Raw genomic sequence first — 21,988 nt, 5'->3', positions numbered from 1 at the left:
CTTTTTTATTTCTTTCTAAGACTCTCTAATGCCAGAATTAAGATGGTTGTCAGCAGACTGCTTCCAATGATACACATGAACCAATGGAAGAAGTTGAAGAAGCTGAAGGCTTCGATGGTGTAAAATGTGACGCAATAGATGATCATCAGGATATATGTCAGCGAAAGGAACTTGCCGAAGCCCAATGTGCGGACGGATGTCTTGATGTAGTCATCTGCATTGCGGGGTAGGAACAATTCTAAGAGATAGGGTTGCAATGCGCCAATCAGTGTGAGTGACATAGCAGCAACGCCAGGCGTGTTGGTGAACATGTCCATGGTGACGCCCATGGCAAAACTCCAAAGTAAAATAGCCCACTTGGGATAATTACGTGGAAACATGATGACGAAGTAAACATAGATAAGGGGAAGGGCGCCATAAAGGATGTCCATGCCGTTGAAAACAAGAACCTGAGCAAGTCCAAGCAACAAGAATTGCATCACCCGTTTTAATAGTTCGTATATCATTGCTTACTTCAATTTTGATAGTGAATCATTGGCTGCGGTATTCAAACGAGCACGCTCGGCTATGGAGGGGTCGTCGAATACACACACATCGCGTAGCTTACCAAAATCTGTAGAGAGACGGACTTTCACTCGATAAGAAAGACCATCTGGTGAGTTGTAGATGGCTAAAATCCTGCCTACAGAGATGCCTGGGGGAAAGATGGTAGAGAAACCACTGGTCTCTACCCAATAGCCTTTCTTGATGATTGCGTGGCGGGGCACGTCTTCCAGATAGGCGATGGCTGGATCCTTGCCATCCCATACCAAATAACCGAAATAGTCGCTCTCGCGGATAGTGCAGCTGATATGTGAATGGCGGTTCAGCACGGGTAGTACTACAGAGTAGTGGTCGTTGACCATATATACAACGCCAACGATGCCCTTGCCGCAAACCACACCCATGTCGCGCTTAATGCCATCAGCACTGCCACGGTCAATAGTTATCAAGTTGTCGGGATTATTAACAGAATTGTCAACCACCTTGGCAGGAATCCATCTTACCTGACTCAATACTTGTTTCTCGTCGGGTAAGAATAAGGTGGTGTCTCCTCGTAATCTGGCATTCTCCTTTCTGAGTTCATGCAGTCTTTCTTCTAAGTAGATGTTGCGTTGCGTTAGTTGTTCGCTGCGCTTTGTCAGTGAGAAAAACTGTGCAAAACTTGACTGCCATTTATATACATTTCCTGCAATGGCATTCGATGAGGATACCCACATGCTCCCCTGATAGTTGTTGTATCCAAACAACATCACACCACTGACGATTTCCAAAATGAGGAAAATCAGCCAGTGGTAGTATTTGATGATGAATGCGAGCAGGTTATTCACTATCGCATCAGGAACGAGAATCGATCAACATTCTTAAGTGCAATACCAGCACCCTTAGCAACAGAACGGAGAGGATCTTCGGGAACGTGGAACTGAATGTTCATCTTGTCCGTCAGACGCTGGTCAAGACCGCGCAGCAATGCGCCACCGCCACTGAGATAGATACCGTTCTTGACGATATCTGCATATAATTCGGGAGGTGTGCTTTCCAATGCAGACAGAACGGCATTCTCAATCTTAGCAATCGTCTTGTCTAGGCAATGGGCAATCTCCTGATAGCATACAGGCACCTCCATAGGCAGTGCTGTGATGCGGTTGGGACCACGTACGATATAGTCTTCGGGAGCTTCATCGCCAAGGTCTGTCAGAGCAGAGCCTACGTGAATTTTGATACGCTCGGCCATACGCTCGGAAACCTTGATGTTATGCTGACGAAGCATGTATTCTTGAATGTCGGTAGTCAAATCGTCACCAGCTGTGCGGATGGAGTTGTTGGATACGATGCCACCCAATGAGATGACGGCAATCTCGGTTGAACCGCCACCTATGTCAACAATCATGTTGCCTTCGGGTGCTTCAACATCAACACCAATACCGATAGCTGCGGCCATGGGCTCGAAAATCAGATAGACATCGCGGCCGTTAGCATGCTCGGCAGAGTCGCGTACGGCACGCAACTCAACCTCAGTAGAACCAGAAGGTACACCGATGACCATGCGAAGTGAAGGTGAAAAGAAATGATGCCCCGTGTGAACCATGTTGATGAGTCCACGCATCATCTGTTCGCAAGCAGAGAAGTCGGCAATCACACCATCGCGCAAAGGGCGGATGGTACGAATGTTATCGTGTGTCTTTTCGTACATCAACTTGGCCTTTTGTCCTACGGCAATCATTTTGTCCGTACGACGGTCGAGCGCTACGACAGAAGGCTCGTCCACCACAATCTTGTCATCACTGATGATAATTGTGTTTGCTGTGCCAAGGTCCATGGCCAGCTCTTGTCTAAAACTGAAGAAACCCATTAATGTTATGAATCAATTATTATTTTTCAAACCAGCTGTGAATGGCTGTGTCGTAATGGCTGCTGACACCAAATGCGCGTGTGGCAAACATCTTGCGGTCCTCAATGTCGGTCTGAGCACCCTTCTTGTTTAGAATGTCGAGCAACACGCTGTATTCTGCTTTTGAAGGAACGATGACTACGTCTTTGAAGTTCTTGGCAGCAGCGCGAATCAGTGAGATACCGCCAATGTCAATCTTCTCAATGATGTCGGCTTCGCTTGCACCGCTTGCTACGGTCTGCTCGAAGGGATAGAGGTCAACGATAACCAGGTCAATCTCGGGGATTTCATACTGTGCCATCTGCTCACGGTCGCCTTCGTTGTCGCGACGTGCAAGGATTCCTCCGAATACCTTTGGATGCAAGGTCTTAACGCGTCCGCCCAAAATAGAAGGGTAGGTCGTGACATCTTCCACCTTCTGACATTTGTAACCCTGTTCTTCAATGAACTTCTGTGTGCCACCTGTTGACAGGAAGCTAACTCCTTCAGCATTAAGCTTTTTCAGCAACTCGTCGAGTCCGTCTTTGTGGAAGACCGAAATCAAGGCAGTCTTAATCTTTTTTACTTCAGCCATAGTATTTATATGTGATATATTATAACGAGCTGCAAAGGTACAAAATAATTCGTAAAACGCGGTTTTTTCTTTTCAATAATTAACAGCGCTTGCTTTTTTTTTATTCAAGGTCAAGTGTTTAGCTTCTCACGGAAGTATTCAATAATATAATCAAGTCCTTCGTCAAGCTTTACTTTGGGTTCCCAACCAAGCTTTTCTTTGGCCAGTGTGATGTCTGGACGGCGCATCTTTGGGTCGTCACTGGGCAGGGGGCGAAAGACAATCTTGCTCTTGCCACCGACCTTCTTGATCACTTTCTCTGCAAGTTCAAGCATGGTGAATTCGCCGGGGTTTCCTAAATTCACTGGGCCCAAGAATGAATCGTCTGTAGCCATAACTCGAATCATGCCTTCGATCAGGTCGCTGACGTATTGGAAGGAGCGTGTTTGCTGGCCGTCACCGTAGATGGTCAGATCTTCACCGCGAAGTGCCTGAACGACAAAATTGGAAACTACGCGCCCATCGTTAGTGGCCATGCGAGGTCCGTAGGTGTTAAAAATACGTATCACCTTTGAACGAACACCATGTAAACGGTGGTAGTCAAAGAATAAAGTCTCGGCGCAACGCTTGCCTTCGTCGTAGCAAGACCGGCGGCCTATTGGGTTCACGTTGCCCCAGTAGCTCTCTGGTTGTGGATGAATATTGGGGTCGCCATACACTTCGCTTGTTGACGACTGCAGTATCTTGCAGTGTGTTCGACGTGCAAGGCCAAGCATGTGATAGGCTCCGAATACTGAAGTCTTGGTCGTTTGTATGGGATCGTTTTGGTAGTAGATGGGCGATGCTGGACAAGCCAAGTTATATATCTCATCGACTTCTGCCCAATAAGGATTTACGACATCATGGCGCACCAATTCAAAGTTAGGCCTGCCAATCAGGTGCCACACGTTTTCTTTCGAACCAGAATAGAAATTGTCTAGGCATATTACATCATTTCCTTCGTTTACCAGACGTTCACACAGGTGAGAGCCAATAAATCCAGCACCTCCTGTAACTAGAATCTTCTTCATAGTTTAATAGAACATTATTATATTATAGTATTTTCGCCTACAAAGGTATGAAAAAAAAAGGTTATTACAAAGAAAAACGTGAACGAAAATAAAATGCAATAATTATTTGTGTTTATAAGTATTTTTTTTGTACCTTTGCGCTCGAATTTTAGTAATCAAACTATAAAAATTACAAAAACAATTAAACAAAATGGTACACCAACACATAGGTACTCAACTTGTTGACGTAGCCAGGAAATGGCGTCACGAACGTAAATATCACCCAGGTAACAAATGTAAGACTGCAGCAAAGATTGCAACGGTAGCTATCGTCACACTGCTGCTTTGGTTCTTGCCATCCGACATGTTTGGTATTGACGGGTTAACAGTCATTCAACAGCGCATCATAGCCATTTTCGCTTTTGCTACGCTGATGTGGATCTTAGAAATCGTTTCTTCATGGGCAACATCTATTTCTATCATCGTACTGATGCTGCTATTCTGTTCTGACAGTGGCATAGCACCGCTGGTAAACCCAGACGAAGTTGGAACTCTTCTCTCTCATAAAGGTGTGATGGCATCGTTTGCCGATCCTATCATCATGCTGTTCATCGGTGGTTTTGTGTTGGCTATAGCCGCCACAAAGACTGGCCTCGATGCACAGTTGGCTAAAGTGCTGCTCCGTCCGTTCGGAACACGAAGTGAAATGGTACTTTTGGGTTTTCTGCTCATCACGGGTCTGTTCTCCATGTTTGTGTCTAACACCGCTACAGCAGCAATGATGCTCACATTCCTCGCACCTGTATTCCATCAGCTTCCTCCAGAAGGTAAGGGCCGTGTTGCCTTGGCAATGTCTATCCCCGTAGCGGCCAATCTCGGTGGCATGGGGACGCCTATCGGTACGCCTCCAAACTCTATTGCCTTGAAGTATCTTAATGATCCTGAGGGATTGAATATGGGCCTTGGCTTCGGACAGTGGATGATGTTCATGTTCCCACTGGTTATGTTGCTGTTGTTCATCAGCTGGCGTCTGTTGCTTAAGTTCTTCCCCTTCAGTCAGAAGACTGTTGAGCTAAAGATTGATGGTGGTATGCAGAAGGGATTCCATTCTTGGGTAGTTATCGTTACATTCATCATTACTGTAGTCCTTTGGCTTTCTGACCGTTATACTGGTATTAACGCCAACACAGTGGCAATGATTCCATTCTGCATCTTTGCACTCACAGGCGTTATCAACAAGCGCGACCTTGAGCAGATTAACTGGAGCGTTATCTGGATGGTTGCAGGCGGTTTCGCACTTGGTTATGGTCTTAACGCGTCTGGTCTGGCGGCCAATGCCGTAGAGAGCATCCCCTTCGGTGAGTTCTCACCACTACTTATCCTGCTCATCGGTGGTGCTATCTGCTATCTGTTGTCTAACTTTATCTCAAATTCAGCTACTGCAGCCTTGCTGATGCCAATCTTGGCAATGGTCTGCGGTGCAATGGGCGACAAACTTGCACCTATCGGAGGTACACCAACCGTTCTTATCGGTGTGGCTATCGCTGCCTCATCTGCCATGATTCTGCCTATCTCTACTCCACCAAATGCTCTTGCTTTCGCAACTGGTTATGTCAAGCAGAAAGAAATGTCGAAGATAGGTATCATCATGGGTTTCATATCGATGATATTGGGCTTTGGCTTGGTTTATCTGATGGGCACTTTCCATATTATCTAATGCGTGTCTTGCGCATTAGGATGGAAAATCCCACATTATATTATTATAATAGCTAATAAAATAGCGGCCTCATTCCGAAGATGAGGTCGCTATTTTTATGCTTGCTATCTGTTAAAGCTTAGAACAGCTTGTTGGGATATACGCCATCGTCAACCAACTTCTTGATGCGTGCCACTGTTGCCTCGCGGTCGGCTGCATAGGTAACACCAAACCAAACGCTGGTTGTGTCGAGCACTTCGCAGGTGGCGGTGCCTTCGTTGATGAGTTTGTTGACCATCAAGGGAATGAAGAACTCAGCCTTCAGGTTCTCCATGTTCTTAGGATCGCTGAGGAACTCCTTGAAGTATGCCTCTGAGTACTCAAAGTAGTCAGGAGTGAAGCCCCACATGTTCATAGATACAGGGACGTTTTCGCCAAGTGCCTCCCACTTGCCGTTCTCATCCTTGAAGCGGATAGGCTGATTGGCATCGCCTGCTTTAGAACCATCTTCTGCACAACGTACAATCTCGGTGCGCTCAACAACATCGGTCAGATGACGCTTGTCGTTGTATGCACATACGCCACGAGCTACCGTGCCATTCTCAGAAAGCGTGTTGCTTACGCGGAAGCCAACCATCGCATACTGGTTCTTGGCACCTTCGGGCAGGTTGCTCAGATATTTACCAATCTGCATAAAAGCATCACGACCATAGAAGTCATCACAGTTGATGACGCAGAAAGGTTCCTTGATAACGTCCTTACCCATCAATACTGCATGATTCGTGCCCCAAGGCTTTACGCGTCCTTCGGGTACTTTGAAACCTTCGGGCAGTGCATCGAGAGCTTGGAAACAAAGCTCGCAAGGTACCTGTCCTTCGTATTTAGCCAGAATCTGAGTGCGGAACTGCTCTTCAAAGTCTTTACGGATGACCCATACGATTTTGCCGAATCCAGCCTGAATGGCGTCGTAGATACTATAGTCCATGATAGTCTCACCATTGGGACCCAGACCATCAAGCTGCTTCAGGCCACCGTAGCGGCTGCCCATGCCAGCAGCGAGCAAGAATAAAGTAGGCTTCATTGTTCTTTTCTTTTTAATTATAGTTGAAATATTAATGCTGCAAAGTTACTATTAATTGTTGAAGTAGCCAAATGATTTTTTGGAAAAGTGCCATATACGTCTCTGTCTCACACCTTTAGAATGGGTATCCGATGGCAAAATGCAGTGAGTGCATATCTTTGAAACGTGGGATATTGAAATAACCGTTTTTCGACGTTTGATAGGGCACATGCAGACCAAAGCCCCAGTCAATACGCACCACCAAGAAGTCGAGGTCGTAGCGCAGTCCCAGACCAGTGCCGGTCGCCAACTGCTTCAGCAGATTTCTTGCATCGAATTTTGTTTCGCTGGCTGCTTTGTTCCAATTCTCAATGAATGACAGTTCGTCGCTGTTTGTCGCGGTGCTTTGGTCTATACTGTAGTCAGTGTTGTTCCACACGTTGCCTGCATCAAGAAAGATGGCACCGTAAAGACTGCCGAACAGTTGGCGGCGGTATTCCAGATTCATCACCAGTTTCGTGTTACCATTCTGCAACAAGTACGACATCTGTTTGTTGACTTGACCACCAAACCCTCCGGGGCCAATGCTGCGCACCGTGAAAGCGCGGATGCTGTTTGCACCGCCAACATAGAAGCGTTCGCTGAAGGGCGCATCATCCGAGTTGCCAAAACACCACATGTGGCCAGCATTTAGGTGACCCACCAGTTGCGATTTGTTGTCTATCTTCCATGTCTTGGTCAGGTCTGTCTCAATCTTCACATATTGTGAGTAGGGATTTTTAAAGAGTTTCTTTCCTTTCTCGTTCCATCCGTGACCCTGGATCAGCACATCATAAAGAGCCACTACATTGCCAGACTCCTCAATGACGGTTTCCCAGTGCACCGGTGAACGATGTTTGCTGGCCGAACCTTGGTAGATGTGTGTATAGCGTATTTTCGGGATGAAGTAGTCATCCATGGATGTCATCAGGTACGGATTTTGATTCAGCATCTCGTCGAAGCGCTGAGTGCGGGTGTTGATAAACTGATATTTCAGTGTCAGTGGTGAGAATTCATGCCGTGTACTCTCTCTCATCTGCCATCGATAGGTCCATTCACCGCTGACGATGTGCATCTTATAGTAGTCAGGACGATTGACGATGTCGGTAGATATCTTTGCAATGGTCCATGGCGTGGCAAAGAAACGACGAGGACGTTTGAAGCGTCCGTTCTTATCTCGCTTTAGTCGTTCGCTGACAAATGGCGCCACAATGCGTGGAAATTCAACAGAAGCATCGGCACCATATTGATACGTGTTCATGTTTCTTTCCTGCGAGCTGGTCTGCCATTCATACGAGCCATGCACGTTGATGTCCAGTTTCTCCCCGCCACGAAATGCGTTTCTGCGCACAATACCAGCCTTTATTCCAGGTCCCATGCGTCCTATCGTGCGGTTGACGAAGTTCCCTTCCACGTAGATGTCCCATGGTTGGTCGAACGTACAGTTCAGTGTCATGTCAAGTGTGTCGCGGTCGCGTGGTGCAAACTGCAGGTCAACCGATGAGAACACGCCGGTGGCATTCAGCTTCTGTACCGTTTGCTGATAGTCTTCATAGCTAAAAGCCTTTCTTGAGCGCAATTTCATGTCACGGAAGATCACGCGTGGTCTGATGGGCGCATGCTTCTTGTTTCCGCCCCAGAACACCTTCAGGAAACTACGGCCGATGCTGTCGGTCATCTCCTCACGGAAGGACTTCCGCAGGTTCACGGTGACGTTACCCACATACCATGGGCGCAAGGCCTGTTTGGGCAGCGAGTCGGCCAGTTGCAAACGCAGTTTAGCGTGGTTCTCAATATCAAATGTGTCAGCCAGATACGAAGCATATCCCGCTTGATAGTAATAGTAGCCATTGTTTCTGAACAGTTGGCTCAGTCGGTTTCTTTCACCGTCAAGCGATGCCACCGAGAATGGCGAGCCCTTCACGATTTTCGCTTCGTTTTTGGTCGAGTCGATGAGTGCCTGCATTCTTTCGGGGAAGTTGACGTACTGCAGTGTGTCTATCGTGTACAGTGTGTCGAGCACTACCGTGTAGCCGATTTTCATCTTCTTCCTATTGCGTTGAGGCACCTCCTGATAGGTCACGTCACCGTGCATGTATCCGTTCTTTCTTAATACCGAGCGTGCCACTGAGGCTCGCAAAGCAGGGTTCACCTGGCTCATCAATACAGGAGCTCTTCCAAACGATTTGTTGAGCCACTGCTTGAATTTCCCGCTCGAGCCGTGTGCATAGTTGTATATCCACAGCTTGTAGGGGAAGGGCGTGCGGTAATAGCTTGAACCAAACAACGCTCCGTTAGGAGCAGTTGCCAGGGCCGCTTCTATCTCTTCCTGTGTCTCAATGAAGTAGTCATTGTCCACATAGTTCTTATATTCTATCTTCGTGAGTCCCGTGAACAACTTATCGTCCTTGGGAACCAGCTTGGTGGTGGAGCACGACACGGCAAGCACCATCAACAGTAAGCATGCTATATAGTTATTTCTTCTTTTCATATGGTTGTGGAGTCTTGATGGTGTCGCTATCCTCTTTGCGTGGCCACAGCGAATCCAGTTTGCGCTTCCAGATATAGCCACCGCCATATTCACCGGTGTAACCCTCCAACCAGTCGTAGAAGTTCTGGTTGTAGAACAGCTTTACATACTGATTCGATGTTGGTGTTAGTCGATATTCCATGGTCACATTGTCAAAGAACGACTGATTCTGTCCGTTCTGTTGTGCTTCGTTTCCCGATGAGACCTTACCGCCAATCTGTACTTTCAGGCGGTTGTTCCAGAATCGCTTGGCAAACTTAAACGAGTAGTCTGTGTGCATCTGTCCTGTGGCGTCTGTACTGTTGTCCAGACCAACGCTCAGGTCAATGGTCTTCAGGGCATTGCCCGTGATGTTGTTGATCTCGCTTTCCAAGAATGAGCTCAGTGCCGAGTTCATCGAGAACCCACTCGTGTTTCCGTCGGCCAGATACATACCAGTGGTCAGCATGGTTACTGCCAGCTTGCCCCGTTGCTCGGGCGTCATAGCCTGCAGTTCACTCGAGATGCTCATGTCTTCAGGCGCATTGATAATGAATTGCAATCCCATGTTGTTCAGTGTCTGTGTAATCACTACGCCGCAGTCGAACAGCACACTCCTCGATGCCTGACCATCGCTGCCCACGCTGGCTCTGTTGCGTTCTGTCGCCGTGATGTTTAGTGTGGGGTTCATGGCTTCGCCCGTAAATTCCACATAGCTACCGTCCTGTATGGTGAACGTCTTCAGCGGGATGACTGGCAGCGAATACTTCATCTCACCGCTGGTCAGTGTGTACCTTCCGTTCAGTGTCAGGCTCTCGGTGTTGTTGTAACGCATGCGCAGGTCGCCACCGCCAAACAGATCTACATAGTTGCTCATGTCGGCATTCAGTCCGCATTTCACGTGTGCGCCGGGATCAATGCTGATGCGGAGGTCCATGTCCATGCCTTCGGGCGCGGGACGTTCGATAACCATTTGCGTAGAATCGCTGAAGTCCGTAAACTTCACCAGTTCGTCTAACTGATTGTCTGACGATAGTGGCGAGTCTAACAACAGATAGGTGAGGTCTGTGGTGCCCAGCACATCCAGCTTGCCCATCATTTTCAGTTGGTTCATTGGGCCGCGCATCACGGCAAAGAAGTTCACGAAGGCTTTACCGAAAGCCAGCGACTTGGCCGTCTGTTTGGCATTGATAAGCTGGTAGTTCGTAGCCTTCATGCGTACGTTCATGCTCATGTTGTCCATGTCGCCAAAGTCGATGACTCCTTGAATATTCAAAGGGTTGTCGTTGTAGGCATACATCGTGAAGTTCTCCAACAGCAGTTTAGAATCCTGTATGAGCACAGGATCGTTGTCAAATCGCAGACGGACACCGTAGGGGATGCTGATCAGGTAGGCCGAGTCGAGCATCACCTCGCCGTCCATGTCCAGCTTGTCTAACGAGCCATTCACGCTGATGTCGCCGTCGGCAAATCCCTCCAGACCGATCAGTTGGTCAGGAATAAATCCGTTGATAAGCGATAGTGGCGCATGCATCAACGACAGGTCGGCGTCCAGTTGTTCCTTTCCGCCCGTTTCCTTCTTGTTACGGTAGTTACCTTTCAGCGTGGCTACCTCTCTGCCGTTCTGCATCATCGTGCCTTCCACGGCGTGCGTCTGGTCTTCTCGTTGCAGATATACAAATTCCGTGGCGATGGTTCCCATCGGGCTTCCCTCGTAGGTCATCTCCTTCACCTGCATGTCGCTGGCCACAGAGATTTGTCGCTTCTGGTCCATCATCAAGTGATAGTCGCCATCCAGCTGTCCTGTGATGCGTGGCACGTAGGGTAGGGCAGCGGTGAGTTGTGCCAAGTTAATGCGGTGCAGGCTGACGGTCAAGTCCTGAAGGAGAGTTGAGTCCTGACTTTCCGAATATACCTTGATACCCGTCCCGTCGTCGGCCAGCAGATCTACCTTAGCCTGAAGTTTGAAGTCGTTGCGCAGGAACAAGAAGTTATCTTTGTTCAGAGCAAATTCCTTATAACCGATAGTTGGTCTGCTGGGCATCAGCGTGAAGCGCAGACCGTCGCTTTCCATTTCCACTTTTGAGCCCAGTCGCAAGCCCAAGTCGCCCTTGCTGTCATAGAAACGCACGCCCAGGCTCAGCCCATGTTCTTGCAACAGTCCATCTGCAGTTGCCGTAAATACAAACTGAGGGTTGCGACGATTGTTGGCCACCCTGCTTTGGAACGTCAGTCCGTGGTCACTGTCTTTCAGCGTTACCTGAATGGTGTCAATGCGTATCGAGTCGGCATTCAGACCGTAAAGATGCGCCTGCCCGTTGACACCCCTCTCTGCAGAGGTGGACAGGTCGATAGCCAAATCTTTGAAATCAATGTTTTGCGATACGCGCAGAATGTCTGCCAGCGGGTTCTCTCTGCCACTTGTCACGTACAGTCGCATGGTTGGCAGTAGTCGTTTGATGGCCTGCTGGTCTATCGCCCTGCGATTGTTCAGCTCCATGATGGTGTCGCCGAGTATGGTCAGCTTGTCTATCAGCTTCTCGTAGTTACCGCTGGCATCAAACTTCACGATGAGGTTGCCGTTCTGCAGTCGGGCATAGGTGGTGTCGGGTTGTGCACTGATCAGCACGCCGAGGTTCTCTGGGTGGAACGTGTTGGCAGAGTCCCGCAGATAGATGTCGCTGAACAGTCCGCTCAGCTTGTGACTCTGCTTCAGGTCGCTGTTCACGTTGAAGTTGCCCGCCAGTCCTATCTGCAGCGGTTCGTCCATCACTCCCAGCGCATAGAGGTCCAGCAGGTTCAGTTGGGTGCTGACGCCCAGTTGCGAGATAGCCTCCTTTTGACCGATGCGTGCATCCAGACAGATGTCGCCATCAATCACACGGTTCCTGCCGTTCACCTCCAGTTGACCGTGACCGTTCTTCAGGTGTCCCATCAGCAGGATGCTGTCCAAGTGTAGCTTGCCGTATTGCAACTTGCTGATCTCGCCCTCGGCATCCATCCACGACTTGCGGTTCTGGAAGTCCAGTCCTTGTCCTTTGGCAAAGAACATAGCACTCAGGTCGTAGAGCGAGTCTTTGGGCATGAACGCATGCAGGTCCAGTCTGTGTATGTCTATGTCAGCTTGGTAAGCCTCCGTGTTTCTGTTAAACTGCAGGTTCGCGGTGACGCTACGTTCCCCTGACCATTGCTGAGCAAACAGGTTTGCATGGTATTGAGGCCCGTTGATGTCAGCATCTCCGTTCAGCGATAAGCCACCGGGAATGCGTATGTTGGCTGGCAGACCAAACATCGGTGTCAAAAAGCCCATGTTATACGTCTCAGCCCTCATGTCGAGTTGAGCCATCAGTTTGTCGGTGTCCATCAAGTTGGCCACTTTACCGTTGGTTTCCATGCGGAAAACCATGGGAATTGCGGCCGAAAGCTCATGGATTTCAGCCTCTTTCATATTGCCATCCATGCGCCCTGTCAGTGTCAGCGGCATGGCGGGCCAGTGGCGCACCATCGTTGCATCGAGGTCGGGTGCAAACACCAGCATGTCTTTCATCGCCAGATGCGCCATCATGTCGATGTGCATCTTTCCAGGATTGACAGAGTCTGCAATGCTGAAGTCCACATATGCATTGCCACTGATGTCTGATTGTGGCGTGCGCAGCAGCAGTGAAGCCAGTTTGACGTTGGCGTCGCTCACGCTGACAGCGCCGCGCAGTTCGGTGATGTCAAGTCCGCTTTGCTCCTTCAGTGTGGCCTGTCTGACGATCAGTTGCGTCAGTGGGCTCTTGAAGGCTATTGAGTCGATGCTGATGTTGATGTCTGATGCGGCAATGTGGTTGTAGTCCATGCCCCGTTCCTGGCGTGGTTCGTAGGGCAGGTCGTAGTAGGCCCGGCCCTTCTTCCATTCGAAATGACCTATCCTGTAGTCCTCTTTGCCCAGGTCAATGTCACCATCCAGTAGGTTTGCCTCACCGATATAGCCACCCACGAGCATGGAGTCGCCCGGCATGTGCAGCGTTGCCTGCGTGTTTCTTACAGTCAGTTTCTCAATGCCTATGCGCCAAAGTAAGGGCTCAGACTCTGTTGTATCTACGGCAGCCGTATCGCTCATCAATATGGTCACGTCGGCATCGCCCAGTGAGATTGTGCTCAAGTCCGCCTTGCCAGCCAGCAGGTGTATCTTGCTGGGCTCCAGTTGCAGTCGTCCTATCTGGCCTTTCACCTGAATGTCGGGTATCAGGCTTAGTGTGTTTACTTTCGCCTCACAGATGCTCAGCTCGTCAACCACCACGTTGCCCACTATCAGTGGCAGCAGTCTGACGTCGATCACCACTCTTTTGATGTCGGCCAGCGTGTCGGCAGTCTCGCTTTTCACCACGACCCCGTCCACTCCCAAATCCAGAGGAAAGTCCAAATCCACATGTTCCACGGAAATATCGTAGCCCGTCTGCTCCGAAGCGACGTGAGCAACCTGCTGCACCATCCAGTTTTGCACGGGTGGCACATATATTAATATAAAGAGCAAAAGAAACAATAAAACAGGAATGAGGACCACAATCCCTATCCGCTTGACCTTTCTACTCATATTCTGCATATTTATAACGACTGCAAAAGTAAATGTTTTTTTCGATATATACAAGTATTATAAGTCCTTTTTTTCATTCCTGTAATCCCCATGAAATGCGGGTTTGTACTTATAAAATGAAAGTTTTATGCATAAAAATGATGTTGATTCAATAAAAATGTGTAACTTTGTCGCCAAAATAGTAACAATAAACAATGTAAGTTCAACAAAGATGAAAAGAAAACTACTAATTATTTCTGCCATTTTTCTTGGCGTTTTGACTTCACAAGCACAGACCATTCTCGAAGAAGATTTCGAGACTGGCGCAACAGTGTCGCAGTCATCTCCCCTCACTCGTGGTACTGGATGGACCACGGTAAATAGTTACAAGGGCGAGAACTATCGCTATAACTGGTTTAATGAATATCGTGATCCCACCAGTCAGTCGGGTCCCGTCATCAGCGGCGCCGGCTGTGCTGCTTGCGATGCTCCCGTCAATGTCAATGTTGTAGATGGTTCGGGTCCCCGTGAGGAAATCCTGTTGTCGCCCGAACTGAATCTGGACAACACCTACGAGTTGCAGTTCACTTGGATGGTTAGTCCTATGAACTGTCAGGATAACTCTCGCTACGACCTTCAGGTGCGTGTTGTCGAGAATGATAATCTGGCAGGTGCCGAGACCGTCTTCTCTATTCAGGATAAGAACATGCTGAAAGAGAGCGGTGTCACCGTGTTCCCTATCAACACCTGGGACCGTCATGTGTCTAAGGTGGACCTCTCCGACTGGAAGGGGCAGAAGGTGAAGCTGGCTTTTGTCTATAAGATGTTTACCACCAGTGCCAACATCGCTTGGCTGGATGACATCAGTGTCAAGCAGTTCACACCGCCTACAGGTCCTGTTGCGACTGTTAATTTGGATCGTTACAACTTCGGCAATATGTATATTGGTGAGAAACTCTATACAGAGGTGATCACCATGACCAACACTGGTAAGAATGGTCTGAAGATTACTGGTATTGACAAGCCAGAGAACGTGGGTATCAACATTGATACCGAGAGCGTGAACCTCGACAAGAACGATCAGGTGCGCTTCCAGTTGTCATATACGGCCACGCTGACCAGCCCTAGTCAGGCTGACGTGACCATTCACACCACAGGCGGTGATGTGAAGATTGCATTGAGTGCTAACAAACAGTTCCTGCCCGATGGCTATCTCATCGAGACCTTCAACGACTACTTCCCACCTGCAGGCTGGAAGAACAACGGTTGGAGCTGGGCCAATGCAGCCATCGAGGGCGATCACAGTGCTTATTGCGGTGGTGGCTATTCAAAGGCTACCCTGCGTTCACCCCGTCTCGACCTGACCAACGGCGGCAAGCTGGTCTTCACCTATTTCAATCAGTATGAGGGCGAGAGCGTACCCGACCTCGATGTTTCTGTTGAAGTGAGCACCGATGGCGGCGACAACTGGAACGAAGTGTGGAAGAGCGAATACGATGAGGCTCATCTGAATAAGCTTCTCACCGCTGAGGTCACCCTGCCTACTGGTAGTGATGAGTGCTATGTTCGTTTTGTATATCCCGTTGCTGTTTCTGGTGAAGAGGAAGAGGTTCCCGAATTGTCAAACTTTACCCTCGACCGCGTGCTGCTGCCCAATGTCTATGGCATGAACGATGCCCCTGGCAAGGCCACCTTGCTGACACCAACCAGTGGCGCAGCCAATATCTATCCCAAGAACATTAAGCTGGAGTGGGGCCCTGCCCAGTTCGCTACTGGTTATAAAGTTTTTGTAGGCAGCAATTCAGAGGTGAACAACCTCGTTGATGGTGCAAATGTCAACAACGCCCTCTCAATTGTAATCCCCGAAGCAGCCTATGAGACCACTTATAAGTGGAAGATCGTGGCTTATAACGACAAGGGTGAAACCGCTTCTAACACTTTCTCGTTCACAACGCAGCCCGATGCGTCAGTACTTGAGTTCCCTTGGGAGGAGAATTTCGACAAATGTAATAAGGATATGCCTGTTCCTACAGGTTGGTTGAGCACAACCACAGGCTCATACCCCACTTTCCAGCCATGGAGTCCCAATAATATCTATCCTTATGGTGGTAAGGGCGTTTCGCTGGCAACAGGTTGGAAGAATAAGGGTGAGAGCTCAATTTTGGTTTCGCCCGAATTCGTACTTCCAGCAGAGGGCCAGAACATGAACATCTCTTTCGATTGGGGTGATGCTCATCCTTCCGATTTGCTGATTGATGAGACTGGATTGCTGAAGAAACAGAACGTGCCTGGTGGCAATGGTGTGAGCGATATCGTCTTCGAGATTGGTGTCAATGGTAACTGGACCCAGGCTTCTTATATCTCAGAGAACACGATTGATGGTACTGACGGCAAGAAATACTGGCGTCACGAAACCATCGACTTGACAGCCTATGCCGGCAAGCGTGTTCAGTTCCGCTGGGTCAACACTACTTATGGCAACTCTACAGGCGAAGCAGCCCTCGATAATATTGTTATCAACGGCATCGTGGGCGACTATGTCATCTTCAATAAAGACGGTTGGGATGCTGGTCAAGTGAACTACAACAAGGGCGCTAAGTCTGCCGACATCACCATGCTGAACCGCGGTAAGAATGCCCAGAAGGTTAAGAGCGTTACTTTCGGCACCAACAGTTTCCAGAGTTCTATTGCTGCAGGTACCGAGATACCTGTCGAGGGTGGCATCTCTTTCAATGTGACCTTCACAGCCAAGGAGGCAGCCAAAGAGGTTCAGGATGTGATGACCGTCGAGTTTGAGAGTGGTCTGAAGGCAGAGTTCCCCGTCAAGGGCGAGGGGCTGGCTGAGGATGTCATCTTCTATGGCTTCGAAAAGAATTCTCTCGACTATGAGTGGACTGCCGACTTCACCACAATCGATGTGGATAAGAAGGTGACCTATCAGTCCAACTACTACCTCACCGAGATTGAGAACGATGGTGGCCGTTATGCCTTCACGCAGGCTGTTCACAACAATCCTAACTTGGCAGCTCATTCTGGCATTGGTACTATTGTGGCTACAGCTCCTGATGATAACTCGGCAGCCGACGACTGGCTCATCAGCCGTCCGCTGAAGATTGGCCAGGGTGCCACCTTCGACTTCTATGCTCGCAACCTGGGCACACAGAACAGCGTGTTCGTTGGCGACAACGACCTCCACACGGTAACAGTGCTTGTCAGCGAGGAGAGCAACACCAAAACCGCTGATTTCAAGGTTGTGCTGCCTGCCCGCGAGATGGAATATCTCCCCGAGAACCAGTGGCACCACTTCACGGCCGACCTCTCTGCCTTTGCTGGTAAGGATGTCTATGTTGCTGTGCGCCACACCACTGGTACTGCCAACTGGATGGCATTCTTCGACGATTTCACCTTCACGCACGTGACGCCGGGTCAGACTCCCAATGCCATCGACAACATGATGACTGCCGATAGCGAGGTGACCGTCTATAGCGTCAATGGTGTTCTCGTGGCCAAGGGCCGTGCTGTTCAGGCTATGCAGAACCTTGGTAAGGGTATGTATGTTGTTAAGACCGCAAACGGTAAGACTGTGAAGACCATTCGCCGTTAAACTGAATAGTATTTAAGGGTAGTGAGCCATGCACCGACTGTTGGTGCGCTCATTACCCTTTTTCTTTATCAAAGCTATGAAACATATCAAACTTTTATTATTCTTTTGTTTGTTCTGTGTGTCTGCGTTGGCACAGAACCGTGATAAAACACTCACCATTCAGGTTAGCAGTGTCGAAGGCGACCTATTAAATGGACAGTCGGTCAAACTCGAGCAGACCGAATATCAGGCCGACTATGGTCCTCTCACGCTCAATGCCGAGGGCCGTTGCACACTGAAGGTGTTTGCCGGAAAGCATCGTGTGACCATCGAGCGTGCCGGCTTCGAGAAGGCTGAAAAGGAATTTCTGGTTGAGACAGCAGAGGCCACGGTCGAGGTGCAACTGGTCGAGAAGACCCGCACACCGTTCTCGCTCCAGACCGCAACACAGCATGATGTCTTTACCGGCAAGAATAGTGTGACCCTGTCGTGGAACAAAGAGGCACCTGCATTCTTTGACGATTTCGAAAGTTACGATGGCTGGCTCACACAGTTTGGTGACTGGACCGGTATCGATGGCGACCAAGAGGCTGCCGCAGCCCTGTTGGGTATGTATCCCAACCGCAACGTGATGCAGTATGCCCAGATCATCAATCCCCTGACCGTAGAACCCACCTGGTGGTACGACTACCCCATACTTCGTCCTTATGACGGAAAACAGTATGTCGGTTTCACCCGCACCAGCTCGGGCAATCAGAATGACGACTGGCTCATCTCGCCGGTCATCACGGTGGGCACCGACAATATCCTGGAGTTCATGGCTAAGGCTGCCGACCGTTTCCCCGAGCGCTTCATGGTCTATGTCACCACCAAGACCGACAACCCCGTTCAGTCAGACTTCGTCCGTCTGGACAAAGGCAACTATGAGTCGGTTGACTATACTGGTTGGAAAGCCTTCACCTACGACCTCTCTGATTATGCCGGTCAGCAGGTGAAGTTTGCTATTCGCTACATCAGCCATTATAATGCCAACGGCTCTTTCATGCTGATGGTGGATAATGTCTATGTGGGACAATCGCAACTTCCTCCTGCTGCTCGTCAGTTGCGTTCGCCCGCCAACCCCAACGAGGTGTTCCATATCTTCCTCGACGAAACGGAGATAGCCACTACTGAGGCCTATTCCTATACCATCGACAATATCCCCTCGGGTTCTCACACTTTGGGTGTGAAGGCTGTCTATAGAGCAGCACAAAGTGAGCTCGTGACCATTCCTGTCGAGATTGCTGCTGCTGCCGATTTCTCGAAGGTGGAGTTCCTGGTTTCGGCCAACAGCAAGCTGACGGTCGATGGACAACTGTTGCAGTTGGTCAACGCTGCCACCAGCGAGAGCTACGAACTGGTGGTGGCCGACGGTAAGGCCGTGGTTGCCTCGCTGCCCAATGGCACCTACCTGCTCAATGTGGCAGAAGGCGCCTTTAACGATTACCAGCAGACCATCGAGGTCTCTGCCGATAGGCAAGTTCAAGTGGAACTGACAGACCATATCATCCTGCCCTATAACATCACTGCAACAAAGGGCGAGAATGGCACCTATACGTTGCGTTGGAATCAGGTGCTGAGCTTCTCCGACAGTTTCGAGGAATACGAAGACTTTGCCACCGGCTCTTTTGGCGATTGGATAAGCATCGACAACGACAAGCAACCCGTCTATCCCATTGCTCTTGGCGGCATGACCAATATTGTGGCCTTCCCTGGTTCTGGCACAGCCACCAATCCTACCGCTATCGCACCTATGGTGTTCAATCCCAAGAACACCCGTCCGGCGATGGCTCCCAATGATCCTGCCATCATGGCTCCCACGGGTGACAAGACCGTGATTTTCTTCTCGGCACAGCGTGGCAAGAATGACAAGTGGCTCATCTCGCCTTTGTTCGACATCCACGAGGACTATTCTTTCGCCATCACCGCCAAAGGCTACGACATGAACTACCCCGAGACCATGGAGTTCTGTATCAGCAATGGCAGCACGCGTCCCGAGGACTTCCGTGTGCTGAGTGTTGCCGATCCTGTCAGTGCAGGTCAGTGGTCGCGCTACAACACATCGTTGGCCGACTATGCTGGTCAGACCGTGCGTCTGGCTGTGCACTATACGTCTTACGACACCTTCCTGGCCCAGGTTGATGACTTCACGGTAGGGAAGGAAGATGGTGGCGAGGTCATCGATTATGGCAATGTGGTGCGCTTCGACATCTATCTCGACAATCAGTTGGTCGGTTCTGCCGAGACACCAGGCTATGTGCTTCAGGCTGTCCAGCCCGGCAGTCATGTGGTTGGCATCAAGGCCATTTATAAGAATGGCGAGTCAGAGATGGCCCAGTATCAGTTGGACATCGTTGATGGCATCGCAACACCTCGCACCTACAACCTCGTTGCTCTGCCAACCGACATCTACACATTGTCTGGTCAGAAAGTGAAGAATGCCACTAAAGGCGTGTATATTATGAATCATAAAAAAGTAGTTAAGTGATGACAAAGAATACCATTGTTGCACTGCTCTCAACCCTGTTGCTGTCATTCTCGGTAGCGTGGGCGCAGGGCTTGGCTCCCAACCAGCGCGTGTTGGGCTATACTCAGACCGATAGCATCACCACAAAGGGTGGCTATATTGGTCAGGAAGGCGTCTATCCTGTTGGTGCACTGTTGTCGGCCAAGACCACTGCTCCCTATGTGGGATGCAAGATTGTGGGCATCCGTTTTGCCGTCAGTCAGAGCGTTGGACGCACGCGCGTGTTTCTTAATAAGGTAGGAGAAACGGGTGTCGTTGAACTTTACACGCAGAACCAGAAAACCTATGAAGGCTGGAACACTGTCTTCTTCAATGGCGAGGGCATCACGATACAGGAAAATGTACAGTATCTGTTTGGCTTCGACTACCACGAGAGTAGTGAGATGGCCCAAGCTGGTGAGGGTGCTCTCTGCGGTTTTGGTCAAGATCTGGAAAATTCTTTCATGGTCTATGGCAATTTTGGTAGCGGCGAGGCCTTCTATCCCATCTCAGGCATCGGTCGTCTCTGTGTGCAGCTGATTATCGATGTGAGCAATTTGCCTGCTCACGACATGCAGATCACGTATTTTGATGCGGGCTTCAAATACAAGCAGCCTAACGAAAAATTCGACCTGTTGGCCAACTTCGAAAATGTGGGACGCGACACGCTGACCACCTTTGTGGTGGGTTATCAGATAGACAACCTGCCTGTCGTCGAGGCCACCGTTAACGAAAATGTACCCAGTGCGATGCCTTATTCTTGGCAGTATGAGGTGGCACTGCCTGAGAATCTGGCTATAGGCATGCACACCATCAAGGCTTTTATCAAGAGTTTGCAGGGTGAGGCGTTGTCCAACGATAAGGAGAAGAGCCTGACGGCACAGTTTGCCATCTATCGCGAGCGCGTCAATCGCAGTCAGGCCTATCTGGAAATCTATAGCGACCAGAACTCGGTCTATGTGCCTTTCCTTGATAAGGCTGTCGGCAAAATGCTGGAGCAAGCTCCACAGGTTTGTGTTGCCAATGTGTTCCGCAAGGGCAACGAACTGGCAGTCGATGGCGCCAGCTATCTGGAGGAACTTTATGCCTATGCCTATCCCACCTTCACCAGCAACCGCTCATACTTCCCAGGCGAGGCTTATATAGCCTATGACGTCAACGACTACCTGCCTGCTATCCCCGTCGAGATGTCGGCTGGCATCATTGGCGATGTGGTGATGCAAGACCTGGAGTTCCCGTCGTTTGCCACGGTGGGTGTGTTGGCCGACTATAATGAGAACTCTCGTCAGCTGACTATCCAGGCAGACGGACAGTTGTTGGAGGAGGCACGTGCCATCTACGGTGATGTGGCACTCACGCTGCTGCTCACCGAGGATCGGGTGAAGAGTCCGCAGGTGAGCTATGACATGCTTCTGGATCGTGCTACCACCAACAAGAACTACCTGCACGACCACGTGTTGCGGGCTTTCTTGACGGCTCCATTGGGCCAGAAACTCACCCCCGATGCCGAAGGACACTATCATGAACAGGTCAGCTATACGGTGCCAACTGATTTCGTGCCTGCCAACCTCAGCGTGATAGCACTGCTGACAAAGGCCACCGACCGTGTGACCGACGATAACGTGCTGGAGGAGGATATCATCAATGCCAACAGCGTTTCTTTGAGCACTCTGCTTGCTGTCCATTCAACGGTAACGGGCTCGGTTGGTGCTTCGCAGTATTTCTCGCTCGATGGTAAGCGTCTGGATGCAGCCAAGGGTCATCGTGGCATCGTCGTTGAACGACAGGCCGACGGCCGTTGCCGTAAGGTCGTTGTCAAGTGATTCCCTGACTGGTAGAATCAAGTATGGGAGCAATGCTATTATGTTGGCGTTGCTCCCATTTTTTTGCTCATTGAACAAAACCGAACCCCACCCCGGCCCTCCCGAGGGAGGGAGTAATTCTGTCCTTTCCAGAGTCTGGAGA

12 protein-coding genes are annotated in these 21,988 nt (G+C 49.8%); 4 read left to right on the top strand and 8 right to left on the bottom strand.

Annotated elements, in window-relative coordinates; genetic code table 11:
* Window positions 1-5: 5 nt before the first annotated feature.
* From mreD to L6472_RS11575, 5 genes are all read right to left on the bottom strand, one after another.
* Window positions 6-506 carry a rod shape-determining protein MreD gene (gene mreD, locus L6472_RS11595; RefSeq protein ID WP_237805256.1) on the bottom strand — a complete coding sequence of 167 codons (501 nt, stop codon included), beginning with the start codon at window positions 504-506 and terminating at the stop codon, window positions 6-8.
* 3 nt (window positions 507-509) lie between these two features.
* Window positions 510-1,370 (bottom strand): rod shape-determining protein MreC, encoded by an 861-nt coding sequence (gene mreC / locus L6472_RS11590; protein ID WP_237805254.1) that lies wholly within the window; start codon window positions 1,368-1,370, stop codon window positions 510-512.
* On the bottom strand, window positions 1,370-2,392 hold the full coding sequence (locus tag L6472_RS11585; protein WP_237805252.1) for a rod shape-determining protein: 1,023 nt from the start codon (window positions 2,390-2,392) through the stop codon (window positions 1,370-1,372). Before L6472_RS11585 ends, mreC begins: the two co-directional genes overlap by 1 nt.
* Before the next feature lie 19 nt (window positions 2,393-2,411).
* On the bottom strand, window positions 2,412-3,005 hold the full coding sequence (locus tag L6472_RS11580) for an IMP cyclohydrolase (RefSeq protein ID WP_237805250.1): 594 nt from the start codon (window positions 3,003-3,005) through the stop codon (window positions 2,412-2,414).
* Window positions 3,006-3,115: 110 nt separating this feature from the next.
* Window positions 3,116-4,054, bottom strand: coding sequence for a UDP-glucuronic acid decarboxylase family protein (locus L6472_RS11575; protein WP_237805248.1), 939 nt, complete (start codon window positions 4,052-4,054; stop codon window positions 3,116-3,118).
* 190 nt (window positions 4,055-4,244) lie between these two features.
* Between L6472_RS11575 and L6472_RS11570 the strand changes: the two genes are divergently transcribed.
* A complete protein-coding gene (locus L6472_RS11570) occupies window positions 4,245-5,750 on the top strand; it encodes a DASS family sodium-coupled anion symporter (protein WP_237805247.1) in 1,506 nt (501 codons plus the stop codon).
* A gap of 118 nt (window positions 5,751-5,868) precedes the next feature.
* On the opposite strand, the gene L6472_RS11565 is transcribed toward L6472_RS11570, so the two are convergent.
* The 3 genes from L6472_RS11565 to L6472_RS11555 all read right to left on the bottom strand — a co-directional run bounded on the left by L6472_RS11565 (window position 5,869) and on the right by L6472_RS11555 (window position 13,814).
* Window positions 5,869-6,810, bottom strand: coding sequence for a nucleotidyltransferase (locus L6472_RS11565; RefSeq protein WP_237805245.1), 942 nt, complete (start codon window positions 6,808-6,810; stop codon window positions 5,869-5,871).
* 115 nt (window positions 6,811-6,925) lie between these two features.
* Window positions 6,926-9,319, bottom strand: coding sequence for a BamA/TamA family outer membrane protein (locus L6472_RS11560; RefSeq protein ID WP_237805243.1), 2,394 nt, complete (start codon window positions 9,317-9,319; stop codon window positions 6,926-6,928).
* Window positions 9,303-13,814, bottom strand: coding sequence for a translocation/assembly module TamB domain-containing protein (locus L6472_RS11555; RefSeq protein WP_237805240.1), 4,512 nt, complete (start codon window positions 13,812-13,814; stop codon window positions 9,303-9,305). The genes L6472_RS11560 and L6472_RS11555 overlap by 17 nt, the downstream gene beginning before the upstream one ends.
* A gap of 313 nt (window positions 13,815-14,127) precedes the next feature.
* Here L6472_RS11555 and L6472_RS11550 point away from each other — a divergent pair, with 313 nt between their 5' ends.
* The 3 genes from L6472_RS11550 (at window position 14,128) to L6472_RS11540 (ending at window position 21,846) form a co-directional block, all read left to right on the top strand.
* On the top strand, window positions 14,128-17,499 hold the full coding sequence (locus L6472_RS11550; protein ID WP_237805238.1) for a choice-of-anchor J domain-containing protein: 3,372 nt from the start codon (window positions 14,128-14,130) through the stop codon (window positions 17,497-17,499).
* A gap of 76 nt (window positions 17,500-17,575) precedes the next feature.
* Window positions 17,576-20,005, top strand: coding sequence for a choice-of-anchor J domain-containing protein (locus L6472_RS11545; RefSeq protein ID WP_237805236.1), 2,430 nt, complete (start codon window positions 17,576-17,578; stop codon window positions 20,003-20,005).
* Entirely contained in the window at window positions 20,005-21,846 is a 1,842-nt protein-coding gene (locus L6472_RS11540; protein WP_237808022.1) for an Omp28-related outer membrane protein, read from the top strand. The genes L6472_RS11545 and L6472_RS11540 overlap by 1 nt, the downstream gene beginning before the upstream one ends.
* Window positions 21,847-21,988 lie beyond the last annotated feature (142 nt).

Source organism: Prevotella sp. E13-17, assembly GCF_022024035.1.
In the GTDB taxonomy this organism is placed as follows: domain Bacteria; phylum Bacteroidota; class Bacteroidia; order Bacteroidales; family Bacteroidaceae; genus Prevotella.
This window is presented reverse-complemented; position numbering and strand designations above follow the sequence as displayed.

Bases quoted from the DNA above. Each gene is read 5' to 3' on its own strand.
- L6472_RS11580 (WP_237805250.1), bottom strand. From the start codon at position 3,005: ATGGCTGAAGTAAAAAAGATTAAGACTGCCTTGATTTCGGTCTTCCAC.
- L6472_RS11540 (WP_237808022.1), top strand. From the start codon at position 20,005: ATGACAAAGAATACCATTGTTGCACTGCTCTCAACCCTGTTGCTGTCA.
- L6472_RS11545 (WP_237805236.1), top strand. From the start codon at position 17,576: ATGAAACATATCAAACTTTTATTATTCTTTTGTTTGTTCTGTGTGTCT.
- L6472_RS11575 (WP_237805248.1), bottom strand. From the start codon at position 4,054: ATGAAGAAGATTCTAGTTACAGGAGGTGCTGGATTTATTGGCTCTCAC.
- mreD (WP_237805256.1), bottom strand. From the start codon at position 506: ATGATATACGAACTATTAAAACGGGTGATGCAATTCTTGTTGCTTGGA.
- L6472_RS11570 (WP_237805247.1), top strand. From the start codon at position 4,245: ATGGTACACCAACACATAGGTACTCAACTTGTTGACGTAGCCAGGAAA.
- L6472_RS11585 (WP_237805252.1), bottom strand. From the start codon at position 2,392: ATGGGTTTCTTCAGTTTTAGACAAGAGCTGGCCATGGACCTTGGCACA.
- L6472_RS11560 (WP_237805243.1), bottom strand. From the start codon at position 9,319: ATGAAAAGAAGAAATAACTATATAGCATGCTTACTGTTGATGGTGCTT.
- L6472_RS11550 (WP_237805238.1), top strand. From the start codon at position 14,128: ATGAAAAGAAAACTACTAATTATTTCTGCCATTTTTCTTGGCGTTTTG.
- L6472_RS11565 (WP_237805245.1), bottom strand. From the start codon at position 6,810: ATGAAGCCTACTTTATTCTTGCTCGCTGCTGGCATGGGCAGCCGCTAC.
- L6472_RS11555 (WP_237805240.1), bottom strand. From the start codon at position 13,814: ATGGTGCAGCAGGTTGCTCACGTCGCTTCGGAGCAGACGGGCTACGAT.